Genomic DNA, 24,163 nt, shown 5'->3' with positions numbered 1-24,163 from the left:
AATTTATTATATTCCCTTCTTATGTTTTGTCAATAAAATTTTTAAATAAATAAAGCTTCCATTAGGATTTTTTATTAATATTCAAAGTTAAATTCTCTATCTATATATTTAGTTAGTAATTCAATAGACGCCTCTACATCCTTCATATTTACTATTGCATTTGGTCCATGTGGATATCTTGTTACAACAGATATTCCTCCTGCTCTCACTCCAAAGTTGGACCTATTAATAGAACTTGCATCAGTACCCCCAACATAAATCACATCCATTTGATATTTTATATTATTTTCTTCACAGCATTTTACCATTTCCCCTACAAGGTACTCATCGCAAATTACTGAGGTATCAGATACCTTTATTGCAGTCCCCTCACCAACCTTATTACTTCCTTCCAAATCACAAGGATAGTCATGAGCTGGTGTAATATCAACAGCTATTCCTAAATCAGGTTTTATTCTTTCTGATGCCACTATGGCTCCTCTGCAACCTACTTCTTCTTGTACTGTAAATACAAAGTAAGTATCATTATACGGATTATCTATCTTCTTTAAAGCCTCAATCAGCATGTAGCAACCTATTCTATTGTCCAATGCTTTTGCAGTGATATTGTTATCTTTAAGTTCAGCATATTCTCCTATATAGGAAGCTACATCTCCAACCTTTACATGTTTTAAGGCTTCTTCTTTTGATTTAACTCCAATATCTATATATAGCTTGGTAAAATCATTTTTTAAATCTTCTACCTTTACCGTACTTGAAACAATACCTATTGTTCCGTTTCTAAATTTAACTCTACTCATATATGTGGTTGGAATCCAAAGAAAACCTAAGGATTTTACCTTAATCATTCCATTATCTTCAACTTTAGTTACTTGAATACCTATCTCATCCATATGCGCCGCTAGCATTATCTTCTTTTTATTTGCTCCCGAACCTTTTCTATATACAATCAAATTACCTAAAGCATCAACTAAAATATCATCTGCATAGTCCTTAATTTCCTCTTTTATAATGTCTCTTACTTCTCTTTCGTAACCGCTTACTCCAAAGGCCTGAGTTATTTCTTTTAAAATCATAATAATTGCCCCTCTCTTTAATAATTCTGTTTCTTTATTAATTGATCTTTTTCAATCCAATGAACTTCATTCATCAATGGATGACGAAGTTTTATAGCTCCTTCTATGGGACACTCCATTACACAACATCCGCAATACCAACATTCACCGGGATATGCCACAATAGGCGACTTACCTCTTTCAGGGTTTGGAATTAGTATGTCTACTTGACATATATCTACGCATCTATTACATCCTATACATTTGTCCTTGTTATATATTATAGGATTAGATATAGGCATTTCTGGCAACATATAATTTGTTCTATTATCCACCCTTATTCCCCCCTAACATAGTCCTCATTATAATACTCATAATTTCCTTTCAAATCACCAAAATAGTTAAGTCCTAGCCCTCTACTAACTACTTGATTATCAACTTGTTTTAAAGTAATAAACTTTTTATCTCTTTCTTTGTTCATTTCTTTACTGTAACCTCTATTAAAACATAATGGTTTTGAACTTGTTTTCCTCTCCAAGCAGGATTGTATAATAAGCTGGGATACAGTGAGTATATCAAAAACTTCAAGTAACCTAACAAGTTCATGAGGATTATAAGCAAAAGTATTTGGAATAATTTTTTCTTCATATTCCTTTAACCTTGCCAATCCAATATTTAATAGTTCATCTCGCTTAATTTCTCCACAGTAATTTTGCATGGTTTTAGATATACCCATATTTAATTCTTTCCATCCTACGCTATTTTGAGGATTGTTTTTTATAGGTGAATACACCCTCTGTTTTTCCATCTCTGCCTGGCCCTTGTCTATTTCTATTAGCTGATTCGTTTCCGCATATTTTGCTGCATGTCTTCCCGCATAGTAACCAGTAGCTGCTGCATGTCCAAAACAATTTGAAGCAAATAAAGAATCCCCTGCCACATATAACCCCTTTAGGTTTGTACTTAATGTCCAATCATTTAAAAATCCACCTGGAAGCCCAAATAATTGTCTTTCCTGTGGTAGAAAATCAGCAGAGGTCCATCCAGTTCCATAACATTGAAGAAGATGCTTTTCGGGATCAAAACCTGCCTCTTTATAGTTTTTATAAATTGGAACCTTTGTCTTTCCTTCTTCTCCTACCATCATTCCCCAAATCACCTTTCTTTCAAGCTCTGGTAACGCTGATAAATCAGCATAAAAAGGTAATTTATAACCCTCTTCTAGCATTTTTGAAAAAGATAAGGTTTCTGGTCCTTCATATTCATACTTTGGATAATCTACACATCCTCCTTTTAGGAAAAACTTCTGACCTTCTGAGGGTTTAAATCTATCCTCCACATCTTTTAATATGCTTCCATCTCTATTTGCATAGGGAATTTCTCTTCCATTCGAATCAACAATAGATGCAGGGTACCATGTATTATGATTATTTCCTGCACCGTAAGGAGGATAACTTCTTCCTGAAGCTGAAAACTCTGCCCCTACTGATTTTTCCATCATTGTAAATTCAGCTCCTGCCCTCCATCCCATTGCATGTCCATCTCCAATACACTGAGTTGGTCTAAACTCGCACAAACCTGGATAAGAAGCGGAAAATAACCATATACGTGCAGGCCTAGACATACACATAATACTGGCCTTGCTTTTAAAAACAAAGAACTTACCTGTCCTAGTATGAATACCCGTTGCACCAATACACCTGCCCCCTTGCTTCCCATCTTCAGTTAGCAATGATGTTATCATAATTCTGTCATAGATTTTTACACCTAGACTTTTAAGTTCATTATACATAGCAGGCTTAAATGTTGAACCCCATATTCTTAACGTGAATTTATTTTCATAGTCATAAGCAAACATGAGCTTAGTATTCTCATCACGAAATTTTGCTCCTTTGAACTCATCTTCTGTATCTCTTATCTTTCCACCCATTTTTTCAATATCTAGCAGTCTATCATATCCTTCACGACATTCAATGTAATGAGATATACCATTATTAAAACCTTCATTATCATTGAGCATGGCCTTTGTAAGCTCTTCTGGACTTATTTTTGAACATGGATTAGTAGCAGCAGATTCCCAATGATCACACCCTGAACCACCTGCACCACTTCTCTTCGTTGCACCTTTCTCTACCAGTACAACACTCTGACCACGTCTGGCAGCAGCAATGGCAGCCATGCATCCTGCAATGCCACCTCCAAGAACGAGAACATCTGCATTTATAGTTTTTTCCTTATTCCATTCTAAAGGATAAGGCCACTTAAAATTATACATTTATTTCTCCTTTCAAACTTTCACTGTTTATCCTGTAATTTAATGCTAACATAGGGTTTTGCATTGTGCAATATGTATTTTGCAAAATGCAAAATACATATTGCAAAACATTATCGTTGAGTTTTAATATAAAGATGATTATAATAAAATATAATAGAGACAATTATAAAATATAATTAACATTTAAAGAGGTAAGATAATGAGAACTGTAGTGAGAATGACTTTAGCAGATCAAATTTATACAATTTTAAGAGAAGATATTATCAATCAAAATATTAAATGTGGAGAAAAGTTAACTTTAAAAATTCTCAAAGAAAAATTCAATACAAGTTCAACACCAATTAGGGAGGCTTTAAATAGACTAAGTCAAGAAGGGTTAATTGATCATATAACAAATTTGGGCGCAAAAGTAATTGATATTAACGAAAACGATATTATAGAAATTTATGACTTCTGTCTATATTTAGATTTAGCTGCGCTAAATTTAGCTTTGAAAAGTGAAAAAGTAGATGATATTATATATGAACTTAATAGTTGCATTGAATTACAAGAAAAATCACTAGAAGCAGGAAACATATGGGATTTTAAATTACATTCAGATAATTTTCATGATATCTTTTTTAGATATGCTGATAATTCAAGACTATATAACGCTTCAAAAAACATAAGAAGTCAATTTAGCATATTAACAACTATATACCAAAATTTCACAGTTACACAATCAATGGTTTTTAAAGAACATAAAGCTATTGTATCCTCCATTACAGCTATGGATTTTGATAAAACGGCCTCACTTATGGAAAGTCACTTTGCCCATGCGAAAAGCTACTTATTAGATAATATCAAAAATAAAGAACATAAAGAGATGCCTTTATAAATCACAAGGCATCTCTATTCTTCATCCACTCCTTTCCATCAACAAATCTTGAAACTAACATACCACAGGCTATATTTCCTGTTGAATTTAACACTGTGGCTGGTGCATCTATGATGGTGCTAATAACAGCTATTATAGGAAGTGCTTCAGGAGGAAACCCATAAACACTTATTATAAGCATCTCTCCAATCATTCCACCACCTGGAATTGCTCCCATAACCGCTCCTACTAAAAAGCTTACTAAAAGTATTGATAAAAGTACTGGAATACTGTTAATTTCTTTTCCAAACAAACCAAATAGAAATACTATTTTTATCACTCCACCAATAACAGAGCCATCCTTGTGTGTGTTAGCTCCAAGGGGAATTACAGTCTCTGCTATGTCCTTTGGAACCCCTATTTTCTTGATAGTTTCAAGATTAATCGGAATTGATGCCGCACTAGAACAAGTGGCAAGGGCTGTCACTGTTGGTGAAATAGAATTTTTCCAAAATGCTTTAAAACCCATTTTTCCTGCTGATACATATGAATATATGCTAAAAAATATAAAATAATATATTACTGTCAACCCTAAATATAAGAGAAAAGCTTTCCAGTACCCTTGCAATATCTGCGTTCCTAACTGCCCTACAACGGAAGCAAAATAACACCCTAATCCAATTGGAGCGTAGTACATAATAATTTCCACCATCTTCATCATTACAGTTGTAGCTTCATTTAAAAGTTTTTTTACATTTGCTGCTTTTTCACCAACCAATGCTATTGCTATTCCAAGCAATACTGAAAAAACAATTATTTGAAGCATGTTTCCTTTTGAAAATAATCCTGAGAAATCCCCTACTGTAATTGTCTTTACTAACTGTTGTGATAAGGACATTTGGTGAGCTTCCTTACCAATTTCCCCTGTTGCTCCAGATAAAATAGTATTAATAGTTTCACCATTTAAGCCTTTAGTTGGATTAAAAACTAATGCCCCTACAATAGCCAATATACCAGATATCAATGCAGTAATTACAAAAATTATTGCAATATTTATCATTATCTTTCCCAATCTATTCATGCCACTCATGTTAGCTATGGCTGACGTTACACTAAAGAACACTAACGGTACTATTATAGTAAACATTAAGTTTAAAAATATTTGCCCAAAAGGTTCAAGTGCCGTAGCCTTTGGTCCTAAAATAACGCCTATTACTCCTCCTAGTAATATTGATAAAAGTAGCACTAAAGATATTTTATAATTCTTAAAAAAACTTTCCATACATATTCAACTCCTATAAATCTTTAATTCTTATTAATTATTATATTCGCTATATTTGCTATTTTTATTGTATTTAATGCTGAATTTATTGTATAAACTGCTATAATATAATAGAGGTGTTTGTATGGACGATAATGTTTCTATAGGAAAGATAAAAAGAGGTTATCTTAACGAAGATTTTCTTTTCTTTAATCTAAAGGACCAGAAAAAAAATGAAATTGAATTTCACTACCACGATTTTAATAAAATAATTATTTTTATATCAGGAGAAGTAACATACATAATTGAAGGAAAGTCTTATAAACTAAAGCCTTGGGATATATTATTAGTTGGCAAAAATGATCTTCATCTCCCAATAATAAGCCCAACCGCTCCTTATGAAAGAATGATACTTTGGTTAAACCCATTATTTTTAGAAGAACATAATAAAAATAATTGTGATCTTCTAAGCTGTTTCCAATTGGCATATGAAAGAAAGCTCAATCTTATTAGAGTAAACAAAAACCAGATAAACTTATTAAAACAAAACTTAGACGATCTTGAAGACTCCATACATGATAGAGCGTTTGGTAGTAGTATATTAAGAAATTCTTTATTCCTTCAGTTCATGGTAAAAATAAATAGATTATTTCTTGGAATGGATATTAACAAAAACATAGATGACATTAAATACGACCCTAGGATAGAACATATTTTGAATTTTATAAATTCAAGTCTTGATAAGGATTTATCTATAGATATTCTTTCAAAAAAAGTTTATCTAAATAAATATTATTTGATGCATTTATTCAAAGAAGAAACAGGTTATACTTTGTATAACTATATACAAAAAAAGAGGCTTTTAAAGGCCTCAGATCTTATAAAAAGTGGCATTGCTGCTGGAGAAGTTTGCTCCCTTTGTGGCTTTGGAGATTATTCTAGCTTTGTAAGAGCCTTTAAAAAGGAATTTCAACTGTCCCCTAAGCAATACTATAAATACAATATATAACTGATATATCTTATTATATTTCTAGGAGGAGATAGTATGGACTTAAAAGAAAAAATTAAAAAACTTCCTTCTTGCCCTGGGGTATATCTTATGAAAGATTCTCTTAACAGCATAATTTATGTGGGTAAATCAAAAAACTTAAAAAATAGAGTTTCATCTTATTTTCAAAACTCAAAGTCCCATTCTCCTAAGGTTTTAAAGTTAGTTAAAAATCTAAAAGACTTTGATTACATAATTACTGACACGGAATTTGAAGCCTTTATGTTAGAATGCAAATTAATACAACAGATAAAACCCATGTACAATAGACAAATGAAAAGCCCTAAATCTTATTGCTACTTAAAAGCAAAGTTCAATGAAAAACATCCTTATATCGATCTATCAATAGAGTATAACAAAAACAGTGAAGGTTTTTATTTTGGACCATACACACATAAAAACACAGTAGAAAGAGCCATTGAAGGAATAAAGGAATGTTGCAAAATACAATGTAATAATAATTCTAAAAAAGCTTCCTCTTGCTTAAACTACTCCTTAGGCTTGTGCATTGGCATGTGTTTGGGTAATGATTCTAAGGAAAAGTGCTTCCATATATTTAATAAAATACTAGGCCTACTTAATGGAAGTGATAAAAGCATTGTTGAAGAACTAGAACTCAATATGAATACTGCATCAGAAAAATTTGATTTTGAAAAGGCTATTAAATATAGAGATTATTTAAGCGCAGTAAATTACTTAACAAGCAAAGTTAAAGTTCTAGAATTCTCAGTGGAAAATAAAAACATAGCTTTACTTGAACCTCTAAGCAATGATAATATTAAATTTTTTCTTATCAAAGGAAATAAAATTCTTTTCAGAGAGCACTATGCTTTAAAAGATTTAGAAAGACTAAAAAGAACTTTAAAAGATAACATTGTATTTTACTTTAACCAGAAGTATGAAGAAGATCCAAAAGAATTAGGAAAAGAGGAGCTAGATGAAGCCCAGATAATATATACTTACTTAAAAAGCCAAGCTAATAACTGCAAACATATTATAATTTCTGAAAAATGGCTAGAAAATATAAATGATGTAGATTTTAATAACGAAATTAATAAACTTCTAAATATAAAGGCTGTAACAAAAGGTTTTTAGCCCTTTGTTGCAGCCTTGTATAGTGATGCTTCAATTACTTTAAACTATTTTTGTTTTTTCACAAATTTTAAATATGGATGTATTACATTTACCACAACCTCTTTCTTTTAGTTCTTCTATGGTTTTGATATTCTCTGATATACCTACTTTAGTTATTTCACCACATTCTTTACATTTATACTGTCGAACTGTAATCTTAAATTCCCCTGTGTAAATTAATCCATTATAAGAACTTTCTATTAATGGTTTGCTTTTACTAGTAGTTTTAAGAATAATCATTTGTCCTGTATTTCCAATTATACCTGCTCCCTCATAGCTATTAAATGCACTTAAGATTTTTGAAATCATAAGTCCCATATTTATAAAACTCTTTTGCATTGTAAAATCAAACTCTGGTGATTTATGAGCGTATGAAAGAAAAATTGGCATACCCTTCTCCTTTTTTAAAGCTTCAATTCCTCTAGACATAAATAAGTTCATTCCTTGAAGAGTATAGGGTGGGTCAGTAAAAAAGCAATCAAAACCTTCCTTAAATTCTTTTGATAATGGTAGCTTAAAATTTGTATGATAACATTTAATAGGTAAATTCTCTTTATCAGCTACTCCTTGAATATAATTAAGAATCCTTTCATCAATATCCATTACGCAAATCGTTGTTTTACAATACTTTATATCAACAAACAATTTTTTCAATAAAAATCCTATGGCTATACTCACTAAGTCATCGTCACCTATGCATAAAATTTTCTTATTTATTAATACGGAATTTGTAAGTGCCAACACTGCCCTTCGAACAGCAGTGTCAACAGTACATTTAGATTGATCTATTATCACATTAGCCTGAGGTCGCTTTATAAATATTTCACTTACTTCTTCTTTTATATCAAGAATTTCCTCGTGTTCCTCCCAAGGTTCTGATAACAATTTCGCATATAAATTTTTGTTTAATCCTTTAAATCCTAGCTCGTCTTCCATAAAAGATTTGCCTTTTGTTGTAAGCCTTATCCCCTTATACTGTACTAATAATCCATATTTAATGAATTCCTTTTTAATTGCTGTAATTATAGGAATTGGTAGTAAATTATTTCTTGCCAACTCCTTAGTAGAAATGCCTTCTTTAAAATAAATGTTTATCAACACTTTTTCTATACACTGTTTTCCATCCTCTATATTAACATTTTCACTTACTTGCTGTAGGTAGTCCCATTCATATTTATTATTCAATTTTAATTCCCTCCATATTTATATAACTCTTTTCTATTTTCCTTGAATAATATATACATTTGTACCAACCAACTAAAAGTAAGCTAGGACATGAATAGAAAAATATAAAGGCCATAGCAACACAAAATCACCACAGCCTTTTAATCCTTTAGTATATATCTAATAGTTATAAAAATATAGACTAAATACTATATTTAAACATAAAAATACCGTGCAAAAGCACGGTCTATTAACGTATATCAATAAGGTTGAATGCTATCCGTGTCTTAACTTACTCTTAAAAAATTTATCAACAAATAAACCTAAAATATTCAGGCTTTAAATTTTTTAAGAAACAACTATTTAGTTGGTTAGTTAAGAACTACCGTACTCATAAAGCACTCCCCTTATGTTAATTCTAAATTATTTTGATTATAATCTATATCATACAAGAGTTTTCACAAATTTTCAAGAATATCTTTATTATGGATTTTCTCTAACCAAAGGCATACTCATGCATCTTGGCCCTCCTCGTCCTCGTGATAATTCATAGGATTCAAATTCTAGCACCTCTATATTATTTCTCCTTAAAGCTTCATTTGTTACACGATTACGATTATAGCAAACAACCTTCCCTGGTGAAATAGCTAGGGTATTACTTCCATCATTCCACTGTTCTCTGCTAGCTGCAATACTATCTCCATCTCCGCACCTGATTAAATTTACCGCCGGTAAGTTTAAGTATTTTTTTAATGTATTGGATAAATCATCCTGCTCATATTTAATACTAATTTCATTATTTTTCCCTTTGGTAATACTATATACGTCTAGAGGAGCTTCTATGCCTGGGTATATAGTAAACTTATCATAATCAACCATAGTAAATACTGTATCTAAATGCATAAAGGCCCTTGTCTTTGGAATATCAAAAGCTAAAACAGTTTCAAAACTTTCCTGGGAGCTTAAAAGATTGTAAGCTAACCTTTCGATAGCTATCGGTTCAGTTCTATCACTAATTCCTACAGCTAAAACTTTGTCAGAAAGAACCAAAATATCTCCCCCTTCAATTGGGTGAGTTTTATCTCTGTTGTACCATCTAGGTACACCTTTAAATCTAGGATGATATTTAAAAATATACTTTGCAAATATAGTTTCTCTATTTCTGGTTTCATTAGCCATAACATTTAGGGAAATTCCATTTCCAATAGAAGCAAAGGGATCTCTTTGGAAATACATATTAGGAATAGGATCTAAATAAAAAGGATACGGATTTTTAACCATATCACCCAATGATTTAGGCTTTATATGTTTAAGTTCTTCTTTTCTAACTCCCGCTATACATTTCTTTATAAATTCCTTTGGGGAATAAGGGTCTAAAAACTCTATTATAGCCTCTTGAAGCCCTCCTGTTACAACTTTTCCTTCCTCCATGAATTCCTTTAAAAATTCTTTCCTAACTTCTGCATCCTCTAAAACCTCTGCCATTAGATCTGTAAGATATATAACCTCTACTCCTTCATTTCTCAGAATATCCGCAAATTGATTATGTTCTCTGCGGGCCTGATCTAAATATGCAATTTCATCAAACAAAAGTCTTCTTAGGTAATCTGGTACTATGTTTTCTATTTCTTCACCTGGACAATGAAGAAGAACGGATTTTAATTTTCCAATTTCATTATAAACAAAAATACTATGGTTTGAAGACATATTATTCATCCTTTCCATATGAATTCTAAACCATAGTTTTTCCTTATTAAAGTTACATTATTCCACTAAATAAATTAACAGTACCTATGCTCCATTTATCATTGGATATTATTTATAAAATAACATTTATTTTAACTCTATTGGCCTCAGACTCTGCATTGATAGTTCCACCATGAAGCTCTACAATACTTTTTGCAATTGCAAGTCCGAGACCGGAACCTAATATCTTTGAATTTCTTGATTTATCAACTCTATAAAATCTTTCAAATAACAACGGCAGCATTTCAGTTGGAATTGTGTCGCCCTGATTTTCAATTGACAAAGTCACATGATCCCCATCTTGTTTTATAGTAACCTTTATTTTTCCATTTAATTCTTTATAACTATACTTGATTGAATTTGAAAGTATATTTTCAAAGGTTCTCGCCATTAGATCCGAATCAACATTCACATATATTTCAGCACTGGAATAATCCCTTTCAATGGATAAATTGTTCTCCTTTGCTAAAACAGACATTTCTCCGATGAGTTGCTCCATAAGCTCAACCAGGTTAACATTGGTTTTATTAACCTTTATAACTCCGTTGGTAATTTTAGTGTACTCAAATAAATCCTCAATAAGCTTTTTTAGTCTCAAGGACTTTGAATAGGCTCTTTCAATGTAGTCATCCATATTTTTTTCACTATCATACTTTTTATCCTTAACAAGTGTCAGGTATCCTATAATTGTTGTAAGAGGAGTCTTCAAATCATGGGACACATTGGTAATAAGCTCATTTTTCGTTTGCTCAGCCTTTCTTTCATCCTCAATCTTGTTTTTAAGTTCCACTGACATCCTGTTTATATTTTTTGCAAGAATCTTAAATTCATCATTTCCCTTTTCAGCTACTTTAAAGTCAAGGTTGCCTTTTGAAATCTCCTGTATACCATCTGTAATTTCCTTTACGTATTTAATCTTTTTCCTGGTTAAGAAATGAAAAACTAAAATATATGCTGGCACAGCCCAAAGTACTGCTGCAATATTGTTTCCAAAACTAATGTTAAAAGAAGTAAAATACACTACTCCTGCTGCAATGAGGCTTGTGAGATTAGCTACAAAAACTTCAATGCCTATGCTTCTCATCATGTATTTCATATTAAATTTATATATGGCAGTAAAAATATTTCCTATACTCTTTATTTTAGTTCCTAAAAAGAAACATACTATAAATATGGTGAGTCCAATTAGTGTGTAGTTATTAAAATATGGCCAACTACGTAAGATTGGGTAATAGTATATGTTTAATAAAGATACCAACAAGCTTTGCCCTATAAAAGCTATAATAAGACTTATAAAAAGCCTTATTATCAATGATATTATCTTTAATGTTTTTCCCTTCAATACAATGACCTTTTCTGATTCGTTATTACTACTCAACTTTATAGCCTACCCCCCATACAACCTTTATGTATCTTGGTTCCTTAGGATTTATCTCTATCTTCTCCCTTATGTTTCTTATATGAACTGCAACAGTATTTTCAGATTCATAGGCGGGCTCATTCCAAACCCTCTCATATATTACCTCTGTACTTAAAACTCTTCCCTTATTTCTTGCCAAAACCTCAAGAATTGAAAATTCAGTTGGAGTAAGCCTTATTTCTCTTTCATCAACCCTAACCTGATGGGTTGCAGTGTTTATTACAAGTCCGCTTATTTCGATTTCCTCATCGGATTTTATTTCTTTGGGTGTACTCATCATGGTGCACCTTCTAAGCTGGGACTTAACTCTCGCAACAATCTCAAGTGGATTAAAAGGCTTTGTTACATAATCATCCGCACCTGTATTTAAACCAAGTATTTTGTCAATATCCTCACTTTTCGCAGAGAGCATTATTATAGGAACATTTTTTTCCTTCCTTATTTTCATACAGGCCTGAATTCCATCCATTTTAGGCATCATTATATCAAGTATTATCAAATTAATCTCTTTCCCTTCAAGAACCTCAAGTGCTTCAAAGCCATCAGCAACCTTAACAACCTCATATCCCTCATTAATAAGGTATATTTCCAGTAAATCTCTAATATCTTCTTCATCATCAACTATTAAAATTCGCTGCTTATCCAAATCACAACCTCCTTTTAACTAGAACTTCATATACTCCAAAACCACCTATAATGCAAACTATTGGCATTATTGGGTAGGAATATCTTGAAAAGGTAAAGTAGGGTAAATATATAAGATTAAAAAACAATATTGTTAAAAACAAAAATATAAACTTCTTCTCTCTTTTCTTAAATAAAACTATGGTTGAAATTATTCCAAGTAAAAGAACTATGTAATGGTATATTGTTACAGCGTTGAAGGATACTCCGAAGACACTTTTCCAATAGAAAGGGGAGTTCCAAAGATACCATGACTTTCCTATGGTATACCAATAAATATATTTTAAGGGCTCTTTTCTTCCATAGGTTTTAAGTCTGTATAACCCTGCATTTATTTCATTTTGATTCGTTTCTATAACTGTTTTTCCTAGCTCATAGGTGGTATATTCATTCTCATGATTGTAATTTACATAGGTTCCCTGAAGAAAGGGGTTTCCTGACGACATGGTAAGGGGTATGAATCGATCAAATGCAATATAGTTTCTAATCCACCAGGGTCCCATTATTAATGAAAATACAAGTGTTGTAACTATTGTATATTTTACCATTTCATTAATGGTGTATTTTTTAATTATCCACATTATAAGAATAACTATTGGGTAAGCTGCAATTGTTGGCCTGACAAGGCATCCAAGCCCCCAAACAACCCCTCCTATAGTATACAACATCATATTTTTTTCTTCAACGGCACAAATGGAAACATATATTAGAACCAAGAGTAGAAACTTAAAAATAATTTCAGTTAATATCAATGTTGGTGCGTAGTATTCAACAACATATAATGCATTTAATATGCATCCAATAAGTGCCACCCTGCTGTTAAATACTTTTCTTCCAATGAGAAATAAAAAATACATTGACCCCACTTGAATTACAGCCTGAAAAACTCTAAAGGCTGTAATCCCACCAAACTTTCCAAATAGCTTCATAAAAAAAGCAAGGGTATAAATTAACCCAGGCATTATAAAAACCGTTGGTTCATCAACCTTATGATATATAAAGTGTCCACTATCAATAAGTTCCCAGGCACTTCTTATGTATTTTACATCATCGTTATCAAATTTCTCAAAGCTCCCAAGATAGTTTAAATTTCCATATTTCAAAACCGAGTAGAGATTTAATATAAAAAACAGCGATAAAATAATCATAAGACTGATTTTTATCCATTTATCTTCTTTCCTAATGCTAAACATATAATCACTCCTATTTAATAGATACAAAATATGCTCCAAGAACTATAAGTCCAATTCCCACCCATCTTGTAAGTGGTATATTCTCTTTAAATATTAAAACAGCCACTACTGCTGCTACCACATAGCAAAGACTCTGTAGGGGATATACAAGGGACAGTTCACTCCTTGATAAAATATACAGCCATATCACTGTGGCTGCACCGTATATAATTAATCCTCCAAAAATATAGGGATCAAAAAACATCTTCACAATATGCTGTATGGTAAATTTTAACTCAATTTTTGTTAATCCCATTTTCCACAGGGTTTGCCCTGCAACAAGAAGTATTATATTTATCGAAAGTAAAATGTATATCATTTTTTGCATTCTCCTTCACTGCCGCAGCTTTTTAATATACCTATTTCCTGAACGAGCAGTGTAATTTTGTTTTGCATTTTGGATATAACAAGGTTTAAATAAAATATTAAAAAGAAAATGAATACAATACCCGTTACAAATAAAAAGGCTGGCGGATAAGAGATACTAACAGCTCTTGCCATATTTTCAGTAAGATCCTTATTAAGCGAAAGGACAATCAGTACCAAGCTTGTTAAAATCCAAAACATGCTGTACTTAAAATCAAGTACTCTTTTCTTAACGAAGTATAATGTCCCTGATAAAAACAAAGCCGAAAGCACTAGACAATATATATATGGATTCATAAGAACACCTCATTTCATTATGGTTGAAGTAAAATTGCACAAGTAACTTTAATCATATAATAGACTGATTTTAATGGCGTTATAGATGATTTTCCTCCCTGTCTTTTATCCATATCTACAGAAACTTCCTTAATTCTTACTCCCCTTTTTAAAGCATATACTATTGTTTCCACTTCTGGATAATCCCTGGGATAATACCATAAAAAAAGCTCAATAACCTTTTTATTAACTGCCCTGTAGCCAGAGGTGGTATCATAGAAATCCCTTTTGCATACAAAAGATACAAACCTTGAGAGGAAATTGATTCCAACCTTTCTTATACTGCTTGATTCATAATCAGTTTTCTTAACAAATCTTGAACCTATAACCATATCCACCTCATCTTTCGCAATTGCGTCAATCATCTTGGAAAGGTCTTTTGGATTGTGCTGTCCGTCTCCATCAATTTGTATTACTACATCATAGTCCTTTCTGTTTGCATAAATATATCCAGTCTGCACAGCCCCTCCAATACCAAGGTTTTGTGTAAGATTTATAACAAATGCCCCTGCCCTTTCAGCTTCAAGTCCAGTGTTATCCCTTGAACCATCGTTGATTACCACAATATCAACCTCTGGATAGTGGTCTTTTACTCCTTGAACAACCTTAAAAATATTTTTTTCTTCATTGTAGGCAGGTATTACAACCATTACCTTCATATAACACTACCTCCCCTCTAAGATTTTTCATAATTTTATTCTAAAACATATTTTTAAAGAACTTCCTTATAAATTATGAAGAATTTCGAAAGATACTCGTAATAATAAAAAAGCCCTATGCTTTAATGCATAGAGCCTAGAATTCTAACGTAAATTTTTTATAACTTCTACAAAGACAGTTTCGCTACCAATTCACCATATTCAATCTTGCCTGTTTCCACAAAACCCAAAGATGCGTAAAGCCTCTTTGCTACCACATTCTCTGGTTCATAAGAAAGGGTAACTTTCGAAGCTTTTCCATAGGGGAAGGTCCTAATCAATTCAATTGCCTTTGCCATAGCTTCCTTAGCATAACCTTTGCCCTGATATACTTTGTCAATCATTAATCTGCACACCCAATAAGAATTTTCATCGTCATTCTCACTTGCTTCATTATATGATAACATTATAAAGCCTACCATGATGTCATTGTCATATATGGCATAAGGCATAGGAATGCACTCATTATTAGTTAAAGCAACATACGCCTCTGCAAGGCTACTTATATTACTTGCAACATAACTTTTTTGTTCTTCTTTTGGTTCTAATTTAATACATTCATCAAAATTATCATCTGTGATTTTTCGTAGCTCTATCATAATTCTCCCCCTTAAATATAATCTTTACTTCCTCTTTAATTACAAAAGCGTAAAAATTAAATGTGCTATAATTGTAATGTTTAAAATTATAGCACATTTAACCATTTTATACCATTATTCTTCATAACAAATAATTGGGGTTCCCTCTTCTATATTCTCATAAATTGTTTTAGCTAAATATAATGGAGCATTTACACATCCATGGGTTCCATTTCTTTTGTATATATTGCCTCCAAAAGAATGTCTCCAGCTTGCATCATGTAATCCTATATTTCCGTTAAAAGGCATCCAATAAGTTACTTCAGCTTCATAATTTGGTCCTCTCAAAGTTGATCCTTTTTGTTTATAATTAAGCATATAGATTCCAACTTTAGTAGAATTTCCTTTATTAGGATTACCTGTTACTACGTCACCTTGAGTTATAAGTTTTCCATCTTTATAAAACCATAAATGTTGTCTTGTTATATTAATTTCTACATAAGTATTTCCTATTTCATCTTCTCCCCTATATAAAGCCTTTTGAGTATATATAGGCTCTTTTTCAAGCACTTCACCCAGTTTTATATTTTTTAATAATGCTTTTGTTTCAACAGCTGAGTTAATTTTCCATCCATAAAATCCGCCCTTAACTTCTAATATTTTACCTATGGATGTTTTAAAATTTCTTGTTGCTCCAGCTGTATCATATTTTTTACCCAATCCTTGTACATATTCCAAAACTGCTTTTTCATTTATTACTACTTCTAAATTTTCATTAACACTAAGCCATTGATTTATTATATTTCCATCTAATATTTCGTTTTCACTTCCAAATATATAGGTGATTTTTGCTCCCACATGCTTATTTAGTAAACTCTTAGTTTCATGAGTTTTATCAGAACTTAATATGTACTTTGGATTTTCATAACAAAGATTTTCATTTAAATCTAATTTCCTTTCTCCTTTTAAGATATTCATTTCTATTGCTTCATTTAATTTATTTTTATATATCTTATTTCCATATACTTCTTCAATCGCTTCATATGAACCATTTGAATACTTAAAACTTACATTTTGGGGTTCTATAATATCTTTATTTAAACAATTTAATTCATTTATTTTATTTGTTAAATTATCTTTATTATAAACAAATAAATCATCTACATAATATTTCTCCTTCTTTAATAATGAACTTATCCATTTAAATGAATTTTGCATTTGATAAATTTTAGAAATACTATTTTTTTCACTGTACTCCATTTCAATATCTTGTCCTATTATTTCTTCTATTTCTCCATTTCTTTCAATCAACTGTAGCTTATAATCTTTAACATAACTTATAATTACATGATTTACATTATTATGTGCTTTTAATGAGACATTAACTCCATTTATTGTTGTATTAAAAAAGAAATGATTAACAAAGTATAATGAAATAAGTAAATATATTAGTACAATTGAAGCTATTAAAATAATAACATTTCCTGTAACCTCACTCTTAAAAAGATTTTTTATATTAATACTCTTCATCTGATTATACCTTTCATCAAAAATACAACATATTAACTAATCTATAATATGTTTGTATTTTTGATTTTAAAACTTAATATGTAAATAATATATAAAAAACCACAACTTATGAATTATCTCTAATCCCATAGTATTAATAATGCCCATTGAGCTTTTGATTTGTTAAATCAAATATATATTTGCTAGAGTTGCTGAAATTATTGAACCTTGAGAAATTCCCAACTCTGTTGCTTCTACAACCCCATTCTCTATGATTCCTGCTTTCAAGAATTTATTTATAAGTTTCAAATTACTCCCACCTAAAAAACTTAATAGATACCCCAGTACATATCACAGCAAGTATACTTACAACTAAAATTGGTAGTATTTTATTATCTATGCTTAAATTAAGTGATGCACTTTTTAAAAGCTTTATCCCCTGAGTTAAGGGTAATATATCTGCCACTTTTTGAAGCGCTGTTGGCATAACTTCATATGGTAATGTTGCTCCTGAGAATATAAGCATAGGAAAGTATAGAATACTGGCAATAACACCTGCCATTTTAATATTTTTCGCTATTCCCCCCACCATAAATCCAATGCTGAACATTGATGCCATTACCAATGTATATGCTCCTAAAAAGTTTATCCATGAACCTCTAAATTGAAACTTGAAAAATATTTTTGCGGTTAAATAAACCAGTATTAATGAAACAATAGCATATAAAGCATAGATTACTCCTTGAACTACTAAAATCATAACTGGGCTAACTGGTGTTACTCTAAATCTTTTTAATATCTTTCTATGACGATACTCAGATAATACTAATGGTAACCCCATGACGCCACCTGCACATATTGCAATGGTTGATACAGCTGCAAAGGATTGTTCCATAAATGTAAAATCCACTCCATGAAATGCGGGTTTATTGCTGTAAATAATACCTAAAATAACAGTTACCAACACTGGCATACAAATTGCAAATATGAACATATCCATGCCTCTTAGTGATAACTTTAATTCAGTTTTTAACATTGTTCTAAATACTTTCATCATCCAATTCCTCCTCATCTACAAACCATAAGTAAGCATCCTCAAATTTTTCATATGGACTCAGTGCTACTGCTTCTTCAACTGTTCCATAAAAATCTATTACCCCATTTTTTAAAATACATATTTTATCGCACAAAGCTTCAATCTCATCCATGAAATGAGATGTTAAAAAGATTGTGAGTCCTTGCTTCTTTAAATTTAATAAGCACTTCCACACATCTCTTCTAGCCTTTACATCTAGCCCTGTTGTGAGCTCGTCTAGGAATACTACCTCTGGACTCGGAATTAACGCTAAGATAATAAATAATCGTTGCTTTTCACCTCCTGATAGTTCGCTTACTAGATTTTCAACCTTATCTTGAAGGTTAAATTGCTCTAATAATTTATTGAAATCTAATGGATTTTTATAAAGAACTTCAGTTATTTCACACAACTCTTTCACTGTAATCTTATCTTGATAATTAGATTCTTGAAACTGAACCCCAACTTTCTGAAATAGCTGTTTTCTTTCTTTTTGAGGATTCATATCTAGGATAGATACCTGCCCATAATCAAAATTCTTTGTACCTAAAATACACTCTATGGTAGTACTTTTCCCTGCTCCATTGGCCCCTAGCAATCCAAATACCTCACCTTTCTTTACCGTTAAACTAACATCCTTCACCACTTGAACATCCCCATAAGATTTATAAAGATTATGAACTTTTATTACTTCCATGTGTTATTCCCCCCTTTTAATAAAAGAATAACACCATCTCAAAGTCTGGTGTTAAAGTGTAGAGTTTGTATTAAATTTGTTTTTCATAAATTCTAATTGCTTCAATATACTATTTGCATTTTTTTCTGCATCACTTAAGGAAGTAAGAAGCTTATCACATGCTGTAACAATGTCCTCATTCTCTTTTGGTTTATTGATTACCTCTCTAATATCAATTTCCTTACTTTCTGATATGGCATTAATCATTCTTAAAATTGCTGAAAGGGAATAGTTCGCACAACGTAAGGTACGTATTATTTTCAATCTATTAATATCACTTTCAGTATAAACTCGATATCCATTTTGCTTTCTCTTAACAGTAAGTAAACCATTCATCTCCCAATTTCTTAATGTGTCCATTGTGACTTGAAGATAGTCTGCAGTTTGCTTTCTTGTAAAAAATATATAATTATCTTTAGCATCTACCCCTAATAAAAGCTTCTTTGAAAGCTCTATGGCTTCCTCTGCATTTTTTCGCTCTTGCTTTATCTGATTTATATAATCATTTGTACAGTTAATTGCTTCTTGAAGCTCCCCCTTGGCCGATAGCTTAACGACATTGATTATCTTCTTTCTAAGTCCATTTTGTAGAACCTCTACTTTAAAGGCAGTTCTAGCAAGGTTAAACTGCTCTATATGATAGTCAGTAAATACTCTATAACCATTTGGTAATCTATTCACCTTTGGCATTAATTCAAGCTTTTCGTACAAGCGTACAGTGTTGGAATGTACCCCAACTCTTTTAGCTACTTCTGCTGTTTTATATATCTTATCCATACTATTTGCACCTCCATGTTATTATCATAACACTTATAGTAAGTCTGGTGATATAATGGAGAGTTTTATTTATGATATGGTTCGCCACACCTAATTCTAAATACTCCTTATCTTCCCTCTAATATCTCAATAAACCTAGTAGATGCAGGGGATAGCGAAACACTCTTTAAAAAGCAATACCCCATACTTCTTTTAGGTATTTCCTCACTCATCTGTAATTCGTGTAATATACCCTTTTCCAAATATTCTTTAGAAAACTCTTTAACAACACAGGCTATGCCCAAATTAATTTTTGCAAATTCTAATAATAAGTCGTGGGAACCGAGTTCAATCTCTGGCGTGATTTTAACCCCTTTTGATAAGATGTGTTTTTCTACATACTGCCTAGAATTTGACTTTGGATCCAATAGTATTAGTGGAAAATTTACTAAATCTTCAAAGTTTAAAGGTGCAGACAATTTATTTTTATAACTTTCTCCACAAACAAAAATATCTTGCACATCTATGCACTTCCTTATTTCTAAAGAGGAATCTTCAATAGGAAAATTACAAATTGCAATATCAATTTCTCCCGACTTTAACATAGGGCAAAGTTCTAAGCTAGTTTTGTTTACAATCTTCAGCTTAATATTGGGATACTGATTATGAAATTCTTCAAGGTATGGCAGTAAAAAATATCTGGAAATAGTATCTCCTACCCCTATTTTTAACTCTCCCAACATTAAATTTCTAGATTCTAAAAGCTTCTTTTCCCCTGCACTAATTAAATTTATTGCAGAATTTGCATATTCAAATAAAAGCTTACCTTCATTAGTAAGAGTCGCTCCCTTAGCTGTTCTCGTAAAAAGACGTATATCTAATTCCATTTCAAGCTGCATTATAGATTGACTTACAGCAGGCTGTGTCATGTAAAGCTCTTTTGCCGCTTTTGAAAAACTTTCACATTTGCCTACCTCACAAAACACTTTATATAAATCTAATTTGTTTATCATATAAGCACTCCTTATATATATTATTAAAACTATTTATTTTACTTATACCATAAAAATAGTGTATACTTCAAGTATAAAGTGCAAAGCATAAATTATGCACTTAATGTAATTTTTAAAAATTAAGGAGAGATAACATGGAAAGAGTAGTTGGAACTGTCGTAAGAGGTCTACGTGCCCCAATTATCAACCAGGGAGATAATATAGCAGAAATAGTTGTAAATAGCGTATTAAAAGCTTCAGAAGTAGAAGGATTTTCAATTAACGATAAAGACATTGTTACTGTAACAGAATCTGTAGTTGCTCGTTCACAAGGAAACTATGCAACAATTGATAATATTGCTGCCGATGTTAAAGGAAAATTTGGTGATGATACTATTGGAGTAATATTTCCAATATTAAGCCGTAACCGCTTTGCTATTTGCCTTCGTGGTATTGCAAAAGGCGCTAAGAAAATTGTTTTAATGTTCAGTTATCCATCTGATGAAGTTGGAAATCATTTAGTATCTATAGATATGCTTGATGAAAAGGGAGTAAATCCTTGGACAGATGTTTTAACAGAAGAAGAATTCCGTGGTCACTTTGGATATAACAAGCATACTTTTACAGGTGTGGACTACATTGATTATTATAAATCTTTAGTTGAAGAATACGGTGTTGAATGTGAAGTTATCTTCTCAAACAATCCAAAAACTATTTTAGATTATACAAAGAGCGTTCTTACTTGTGATATTCACTCAAGATTTAGAACAAAAAGAATATTAAAAGCAAATGGTGCAGAGAAAGTTTATGGTCTTGACGATATTTTATCTACACCTATTGATGGAAGTGGATATAACGATAACTATGGTCTTTTAGGTTCAAATAAAGCAACAGAACAAAGCGTTAAGCTTTTCCCACGTAATTGTCAACCTGTAGTTGACTCAATACAAGCTGAAATCAAGGAAAAAACCGGTAAAACTGTAGAAGTTATGGTTTATGGAGACGGAGCTTTCAAAGATCCAGTAGGCAAGATTTGGGAGTTAGCTGACCCTGTTGTATCACCTGCTTACACACCAGGACTTGATGGTACACCTAGCGAAGTTAAATTAAAATACCTTGCAGATAATAACTTTGCTAATTTAAGAGGAGAAGAACTTAAAAAAGCTATTTCAGAATATATTACAAATAAAGAGTCCGACCTTGTAGGAGCTATGGAATCACAAGGTACAACTCCAAGACAACTTACTGACCTTATAGGATCCCTTTCTGACTTAACTTCAGGAAGTGGAGATAAAGGTACACCTATTATATTCATTCAAGGTTATTTCGATAATTATACAAAATAATAAATTATAGAGAATAGAGTATAGCATTACCTATTCTCTTTTCTATTATCTACAGAATTTGATTCACAAATTTTATATGATATAATTTATTAGGGTGATTTTATGCAAATATTAAAAAATGATTGGCAAAATTTATTAGAAGACGAATTTAAAAAAGATTACTATTTAAAGCTTAGACAGTTTTTAATAAACGAATATAAATCAAAAACTATATATCCAAATATGTATGATATATTTAACGCTCTACACTATACGCCGTATAAAGATGTGAAAGTAGTTATATTAGGGCAAGACCCCTATCATGGCCCTAATCAAGCACACGGTTTAAGTTTTTCTGTAAAACCAGGTGTACCAGCTCCACCTTCTCTTATTAATATCTATAAAGAACTTAATAGTGATTTAGGTTGTTATATCCCTAATAATGGTCACTTAAAGAAATGGACTGATCAGGGAATCATGCTTCTTAATACTGTTTTAACTGTTAGAGCAGGGCAAGCGAACTCTCATAAATCTATGGGCTGGGAACAATTTACCGATAAAATAATTAGTTTATTAAATTATAGAGAAGATCCTATAGTTTTCATATTATGGGGAAGTAATGCTCAATCAAAACTTAATATAATAAACAATCCAAATCATTATATAATAAAATCTGTTCATCCAAGCCCATTATCTGCCCATAGAGGTTTCTTCGGAAGTAAACCTTTTTCTAAAGCCAATAATTTTCTTACCTCAACGGGCAAAGAAGCTATAGATTGGCAAATTGAAAATATATAAACTATAAAGGATGGATACAATGGTAAAAGACTTATATAAATCCCTATTAAAAAAAGTTAATGAAGGAAACCACTGCATAATGTTAACCTATCTAAATTTACATGGAGATAAAAATGGCTCTATATTAGAGAAGGTTCTTTTAACCAGTGAAGATATAGAAAAAAAATCTGCTTCCCTTTCAGATGATATTTGCGAGAAAATAAAGCTTTCTTCAAATAGTGGCAAGCTTCAAATTTTTAATGTAGAAGATAATAAACTACTTTTAATAGAGCCTTTTATGCCTAAACTTAGATTGATTGTCTTTGGCGGTGGTCACATAGCGAAACCTTTAGTAGAATTTGCAGCAAGAATAGGCTTCTCTGTTACTGTTGTCGATGATAGACCTTTCTTTGCTAATTCAGCACGTTTTCCTGAAGCTGAAAAGGTTATTTGCGAAAGCTTTGAAAATTCCTTTGGATTAATTAACTTTAAAAAGTCTGATTATGTGGTTATAATAACAAGAGGGCATAGATACGATGGAGTGGTTTTACGTGAAGTTTTAAAATATGACTTTAGCTATATGGGCATGATTGGTTCAAAACGCAGAGTAAAAGGTATGAGAGAAGAATTATTAAACGAAGGATTTTCTAAGGATAAGCTGGATTTACTCAATGCACCTATAGGCTTAGATATAGGTGGTATTACTCCAGATGAAATAGCAATTTCCATAATAGCACAGCTTATAAGTTATAAAAACAAAGGAGCTTCTTTCACTTTCCCTGAATTTGATAGAGATGTATTAGAAAACATTTGTGAGGAATCCTCACTCCCTAAGGCTCTTATAACAATATTATCATCAAAAGGATCTGTTCCTAGAAAATCAGGAGCCAAAATGATAGCTTATTTTGATGGTAGAACCCTTGGTAGTATAGGTGGAGGATGTAGTGAAGCTAGTGTAATTCTAAAAGCAAGAGAGGTTATGCGTAGTAAAGGCTTTTTAATTGAACATGTTGATATGACAGGAGAAGTTGCTGAATCTGAAGGCATGGTATGCGGCGGAGTTATGGAGGTTCTTGTAGAGGTCTTTTAAATAATAATCTTTTAAGACATGTAAATTTTTATATTTGCATGTCTTTTATT

25 protein-coding genes are annotated in these 24,163 nt (G+C 31.6%); 6 read left to right on the top strand and 19 right to left on the bottom strand.

The features are described from left to right. Positions 1-74: 74 nt before the first annotated feature. The 3 genes from ABDZ69_RS03840 to ABDZ69_RS03830 are packed head-to-tail and all read right to left on the bottom strand — an operon-like array spanning position 75 to position 3,330. Entirely contained in the window at positions 75-1,076 is a 1,002-nt protein-coding gene (locus tag ABDZ69_RS03840; protein WP_343766793.1) for a M42 family metallopeptidase, read from the bottom strand. A gap of 17 nt (positions 1,077-1,093) precedes the next feature. After that, positions 1,094-1,390 carry a 4Fe-4S dicluster domain-containing protein gene (locus tag ABDZ69_RS03835; protein WP_343766791.1) on the bottom strand — a complete coding sequence of 99 codons (297 nt, stop codon included), beginning with the start codon at positions 1,388-1,390 and terminating at the stop codon, positions 1,094-1,096. Between the two features lie 2 nt (positions 1,391-1,392). Then, positions 1,393-3,330, bottom strand: a complete 1,938-nt coding sequence (locus ABDZ69_RS03830) for an FAD-dependent oxidoreductase (RefSeq protein WP_343766789.1) — start codon at positions 3,328-3,330, stop codon at positions 1,393-1,395. Positions 3,331-3,529: 199 nt separating this feature from the next. On the opposite strand from ABDZ69_RS03830, the gene ABDZ69_RS03825 reads away from it, so the two are divergent. After that, positions 3,530-4,207, top strand: a complete 678-nt coding sequence (locus ABDZ69_RS03825) for a GntR family transcriptional regulator (protein WP_343766786.1) — start codon at positions 3,530-3,532, stop codon at positions 4,205-4,207. Position 4,208: 1 nt separating this feature from the next. Here ABDZ69_RS03825 and ABDZ69_RS03820 read toward each other — a convergent pair whose 3' ends face one another. Continuing rightward, positions 4,209-5,468, bottom strand: a complete 1,260-nt coding sequence (locus ABDZ69_RS03820) for a dicarboxylate/amino acid:cation symporter (protein ID WP_343766783.1) — start codon at positions 5,466-5,468, stop codon at positions 4,209-4,211. Positions 5,469-5,592: 124 nt separating this feature from the next. Between ABDZ69_RS03820 and ABDZ69_RS03815 the strand changes: the two genes are divergently transcribed. Continuing rightward, complete coding sequence (locus ABDZ69_RS03815) at positions 5,593-6,456, top strand: AraC family transcriptional regulator (RefSeq protein ID WP_343766780.1); 864 nt, start codon at positions 5,593-5,595, stop codon at positions 6,454-6,456. Positions 6,457-6,492: 36 nt separating this feature from the next. Beyond that, a complete protein-coding gene (locus tag ABDZ69_RS03810; protein ID WP_343766777.1) occupies positions 6,493-7,590 on the top strand; it encodes a GIY-YIG nuclease family protein in 1,098 nt (365 codons plus the stop codon). Positions 7,591-7,629: 39 nt separating this feature from the next. Here the strand turns inward: ABDZ69_RS03810 and ABDZ69_RS03805 are convergent, their stop codons facing one another. The 15 genes from ABDZ69_RS03805 to ABDZ69_RS03735 form a co-directional block, all read right to left on the bottom strand. After that, positions 7,630-8,814, bottom strand: coding sequence for a bis-aminopropyl spermidine synthase family protein (locus ABDZ69_RS03805; protein ID WP_343766774.1), 1,185 nt, complete (start codon positions 8,812-8,814; stop codon positions 7,630-7,632). 462 nt (positions 8,815-9,276) lie between these two features. After that, entirely contained in the window at positions 9,277-10,500 is a 1,224-nt protein-coding gene (gene arcA, locus ABDZ69_RS03800) for an arginine deiminase (protein ID WP_343769577.1), read from the bottom strand. Between the two features lie 112 nt (positions 10,501-10,612). Continuing rightward, positions 10,613-11,917, bottom strand: coding sequence for a sensor histidine kinase (locus tag ABDZ69_RS03795; protein ID WP_343766772.1), 1,305 nt, complete (start codon positions 11,915-11,917; stop codon positions 10,613-10,615). Further along, the gene (locus ABDZ69_RS03790) at positions 11,910-12,605 is read right to left on the bottom strand and encodes a response regulator transcription factor (RefSeq protein WP_343766771.1); all 696 of its coding nucleotides are present in this window, start codon (positions 12,603-12,605) and stop codon (positions 11,910-11,912) included. The genes ABDZ69_RS03795 and ABDZ69_RS03790 overlap by 8 nt, the downstream gene beginning before the upstream one ends. Position 12,606: 1 nt before the next feature. Next, on the bottom strand, positions 12,607-13,836 hold the full coding sequence (locus tag ABDZ69_RS03785; RefSeq protein ID WP_343766768.1) for an ArnT family glycosyltransferase: 1,230 nt from the start codon (positions 13,834-13,836) through the stop codon (positions 12,607-12,609). A 10-nt stretch (positions 13,837-13,846) separates the two neighbouring features. Then, complete coding sequence (locus tag ABDZ69_RS03780; protein WP_343766766.1) at positions 13,847-14,194, bottom strand: EamA family transporter; 348 nt, start codon at positions 14,192-14,194, stop codon at positions 13,847-13,849. Then, positions 14,191-14,538 carry a DUF2304 domain-containing protein gene (locus ABDZ69_RS03775; RefSeq protein WP_343766764.1) on the bottom strand — a complete coding sequence of 116 codons (348 nt, stop codon included), beginning with the start codon at positions 14,536-14,538 and terminating at the stop codon, positions 14,191-14,193. The genes ABDZ69_RS03780 and ABDZ69_RS03775 overlap by 4 nt, the downstream gene beginning before the upstream one ends. 17 nt (positions 14,539-14,555) lie before the next feature. Further along, positions 14,556-15,236 carry a glycosyltransferase family 2 protein gene (locus tag ABDZ69_RS03770; RefSeq protein ID WP_343766762.1) on the bottom strand — a complete coding sequence of 227 codons (681 nt, stop codon included), beginning with the start codon at positions 15,234-15,236 and terminating at the stop codon, positions 14,556-14,558. Positions 15,237-15,403: 167 nt separating this feature from the next. Continuing rightward, positions 15,404-15,874: a GNAT family N-acetyltransferase gene (locus ABDZ69_RS03765; protein WP_343766759.1), complete on the bottom strand. Its 471-nt coding sequence runs from the start codon at positions 15,872-15,874 to the stop codon at positions 15,404-15,406. 114 nt (positions 15,875-15,988) lie between these two features. Continuing rightward, on the bottom strand, positions 15,989-17,383 hold the full coding sequence (locus ABDZ69_RS03760) for a L,D-transpeptidase family protein (RefSeq protein ID WP_343766757.1): 1,395 nt from the start codon (positions 17,381-17,383) through the stop codon (positions 15,989-15,991). A 162-nt stretch (positions 17,384-17,545) separates the two neighbouring features. After that, positions 17,546-17,671 carry a hypothetical protein gene (locus tag ABDZ69_RS03755; RefSeq protein ID WP_343766754.1) on the bottom strand — a complete coding sequence of 42 codons (126 nt, stop codon included), beginning with the start codon at positions 17,669-17,671 and terminating at the stop codon, positions 17,546-17,548. Between the two features lies 1 nt (position 17,672). After that, positions 17,673-18,416 carry an ABC transporter permease gene (locus ABDZ69_RS03750; protein WP_343769575.1) on the bottom strand — a complete coding sequence of 248 codons (744 nt, stop codon included), beginning with the start codon at positions 18,414-18,416 and terminating at the stop codon, positions 17,673-17,675. Beyond that, entirely contained in the window at positions 18,403-19,134 is a 732-nt protein-coding gene (locus ABDZ69_RS03745; protein WP_343766752.1) for an ABC transporter ATP-binding protein, read from the bottom strand. The genes ABDZ69_RS03750 and ABDZ69_RS03745 overlap by 14 nt, the downstream gene beginning before the upstream one ends. Before the next feature lie 51 nt (positions 19,135-19,185). After that, entirely contained in the window at positions 19,186-19,950 is a 765-nt protein-coding gene (locus tag ABDZ69_RS03740) for a MerR family transcriptional regulator (protein WP_343766749.1), read from the bottom strand. 107 nt (positions 19,951-20,057) lie between these two features. Next, positions 20,058-20,942, bottom strand: coding sequence for a LysR family transcriptional regulator (locus tag ABDZ69_RS03735; protein ID WP_343766747.1), 885 nt, complete (start codon positions 20,940-20,942; stop codon positions 20,058-20,060). Positions 20,943-21,076: 134 nt separating this feature from the next. Here ABDZ69_RS03735 and ABDZ69_RS03730 point away from each other — a divergent pair, with 134 nt between their 5' ends. The 3 genes from ABDZ69_RS03730 (at position 21,077) to ABDZ69_RS03720 (ending at position 24,113) form a co-directional block, all read left to right on the top strand. Next, positions 21,077-22,267, top strand: a complete 1,191-nt coding sequence (locus ABDZ69_RS03730) for a coenzyme F420-0:L-glutamate ligase (RefSeq protein ID WP_343766745.1) — start codon at positions 21,077-21,079, stop codon at positions 22,265-22,267. Between the two features lie 102 nt (positions 22,268-22,369). After that, entirely contained in the window at positions 22,370-23,044 is a 675-nt protein-coding gene (locus tag ABDZ69_RS03725) for a uracil-DNA glycosylase (RefSeq protein ID WP_343766742.1), read from the top strand. Between the two features lie 19 nt (positions 23,045-23,063). Next, positions 23,064-24,113 carry an XdhC family protein gene (locus ABDZ69_RS03720; protein ID WP_343766740.1) on the top strand — a complete coding sequence of 350 codons (1,050 nt, stop codon included), beginning with the start codon at positions 23,064-23,066 and terminating at the stop codon, positions 24,111-24,113. Positions 24,114-24,163 lie beyond the last annotated feature (50 nt).

The organism is Clostridium malenominatum (genome assembly GCF_039521365.1).
Taxonomy (GTDB): Bacteria; Bacillota; Clostridia; order Clostridiales; family Clostridiaceae; genus Clostridium_AW; species Clostridium_AW malenominatum.
The sequence above is the reverse complement of the archived record's forward strand: the minus strand, read 5'-3'. Positions and strand labels throughout refer to the sequence as shown.

Coding starts and splice junctions, on each gene's coding strand:
- ABDZ69_RS03840 (WP_343766793.1), bottom strand. CDS start 1,076: ATGATTTTAAAAGAAATAACTCAGGCCTTTGGAGTAAGCGGTTACGAA.
- ABDZ69_RS03830 (WP_343766789.1), bottom strand. CDS start 3,330: ATGTATAATTTTAAGTGGCCTTATCCTTTAGAATGGAATAAGGAAAAA.
- ABDZ69_RS03825 (WP_343766786.1), top strand. CDS start 3,530: ATGAGAACTGTAGTGAGAATGACTTTAGCAGATCAAATTTATACAATT.
- ABDZ69_RS03820 (WP_343766783.1), bottom strand. CDS start 5,468: ATGGAAAGTTTTTTTAAGAATTATAAAATATCTTTAGTGCTACTTTTA.
- ABDZ69_RS03815 (WP_343766780.1), top strand. CDS start 5,593: ATGGACGATAATGTTTCTATAGGAAAGATAAAAAGAGGTTATCTTAAC.
- ABDZ69_RS03810 (WP_343766777.1), top strand. CDS start 6,493: ATGGACTTAAAAGAAAAAATTAAAAAACTTCCTTCTTGCCCTGGGGTA.
- arcA (WP_343769577.1), bottom strand. CDS start 10,500: ATGTCTTCAAACCATAGTATTTTTGTTTATAATGAAATTGGAAAATTA.
- ABDZ69_RS03785 (WP_343766768.1), bottom strand. CDS start 13,836: ATGTTTAGCATTAGGAAAGAAGATAAATGGATAAAAATCAGTCTTATG.
- ABDZ69_RS03780 (WP_343766766.1), bottom strand. CDS start 14,194: ATGATATACATTTTACTTTCGATAAATATAATACTTCTTGTTGCAGGG.
- ABDZ69_RS03775 (WP_343766764.1), bottom strand. CDS start 14,538: ATGAATCCATATATATATTGTCTAGTGCTTTCGGCTTTGTTTTTATCA.
- ABDZ69_RS03770 (WP_343766762.1), bottom strand. CDS start 15,236: ATGAAGGTAATGGTTGTAATACCTGCCTACAATGAAGAAAAAAATATT.
- ABDZ69_RS03765 (WP_343766759.1), bottom strand. CDS start 15,874: ATGATAGAGCTACGAAAAATCACAGATGATAATTTTGATGAATGTATT.
- ABDZ69_RS03760 (WP_343766757.1), bottom strand. CDS start 17,383: ATGAAGAGTATTAATATAAAAAATCTTTTTAAGAGTGAGGTTACAGGA.
- ABDZ69_RS03750 (WP_343769575.1), bottom strand. CDS start 18,416: ATGAAAGTATTTAGAACAATGTTAAAAACTGAATTAAAGTTATCACTA.
- ABDZ69_RS03745 (WP_343766752.1), bottom strand. CDS start 19,134: ATGGAAGTAATAAAAGTTCATAATCTTTATAAATCTTATGGGGATGTT.
- ABDZ69_RS03740 (WP_343766749.1), bottom strand. CDS start 19,950: ATGGATAAGATATATAAAACAGCAGAAGTAGCTAAAAGAGTTGGGGTA.
- ABDZ69_RS03735 (WP_343766747.1), bottom strand. CDS start 20,942: ATGATAAACAAATTAGATTTATATAAAGTGTTTTGTGAGGTAGGCAAA.
- ABDZ69_RS03730 (WP_343766745.1), top strand. CDS start 21,077: ATGGAAAGAGTAGTTGGAACTGTCGTAAGAGGTCTACGTGCCCCAATT.
- ABDZ69_RS03725 (WP_343766742.1), top strand. CDS start 22,370: ATGCAAATATTAAAAAATGATTGGCAAAATTTATTAGAAGACGAATTT.
- ABDZ69_RS03720 (WP_343766740.1), top strand. CDS start 23,064: ATGGTAAAAGACTTATATAAATCCCTATTAAAAAAAGTTAATGAAGGA.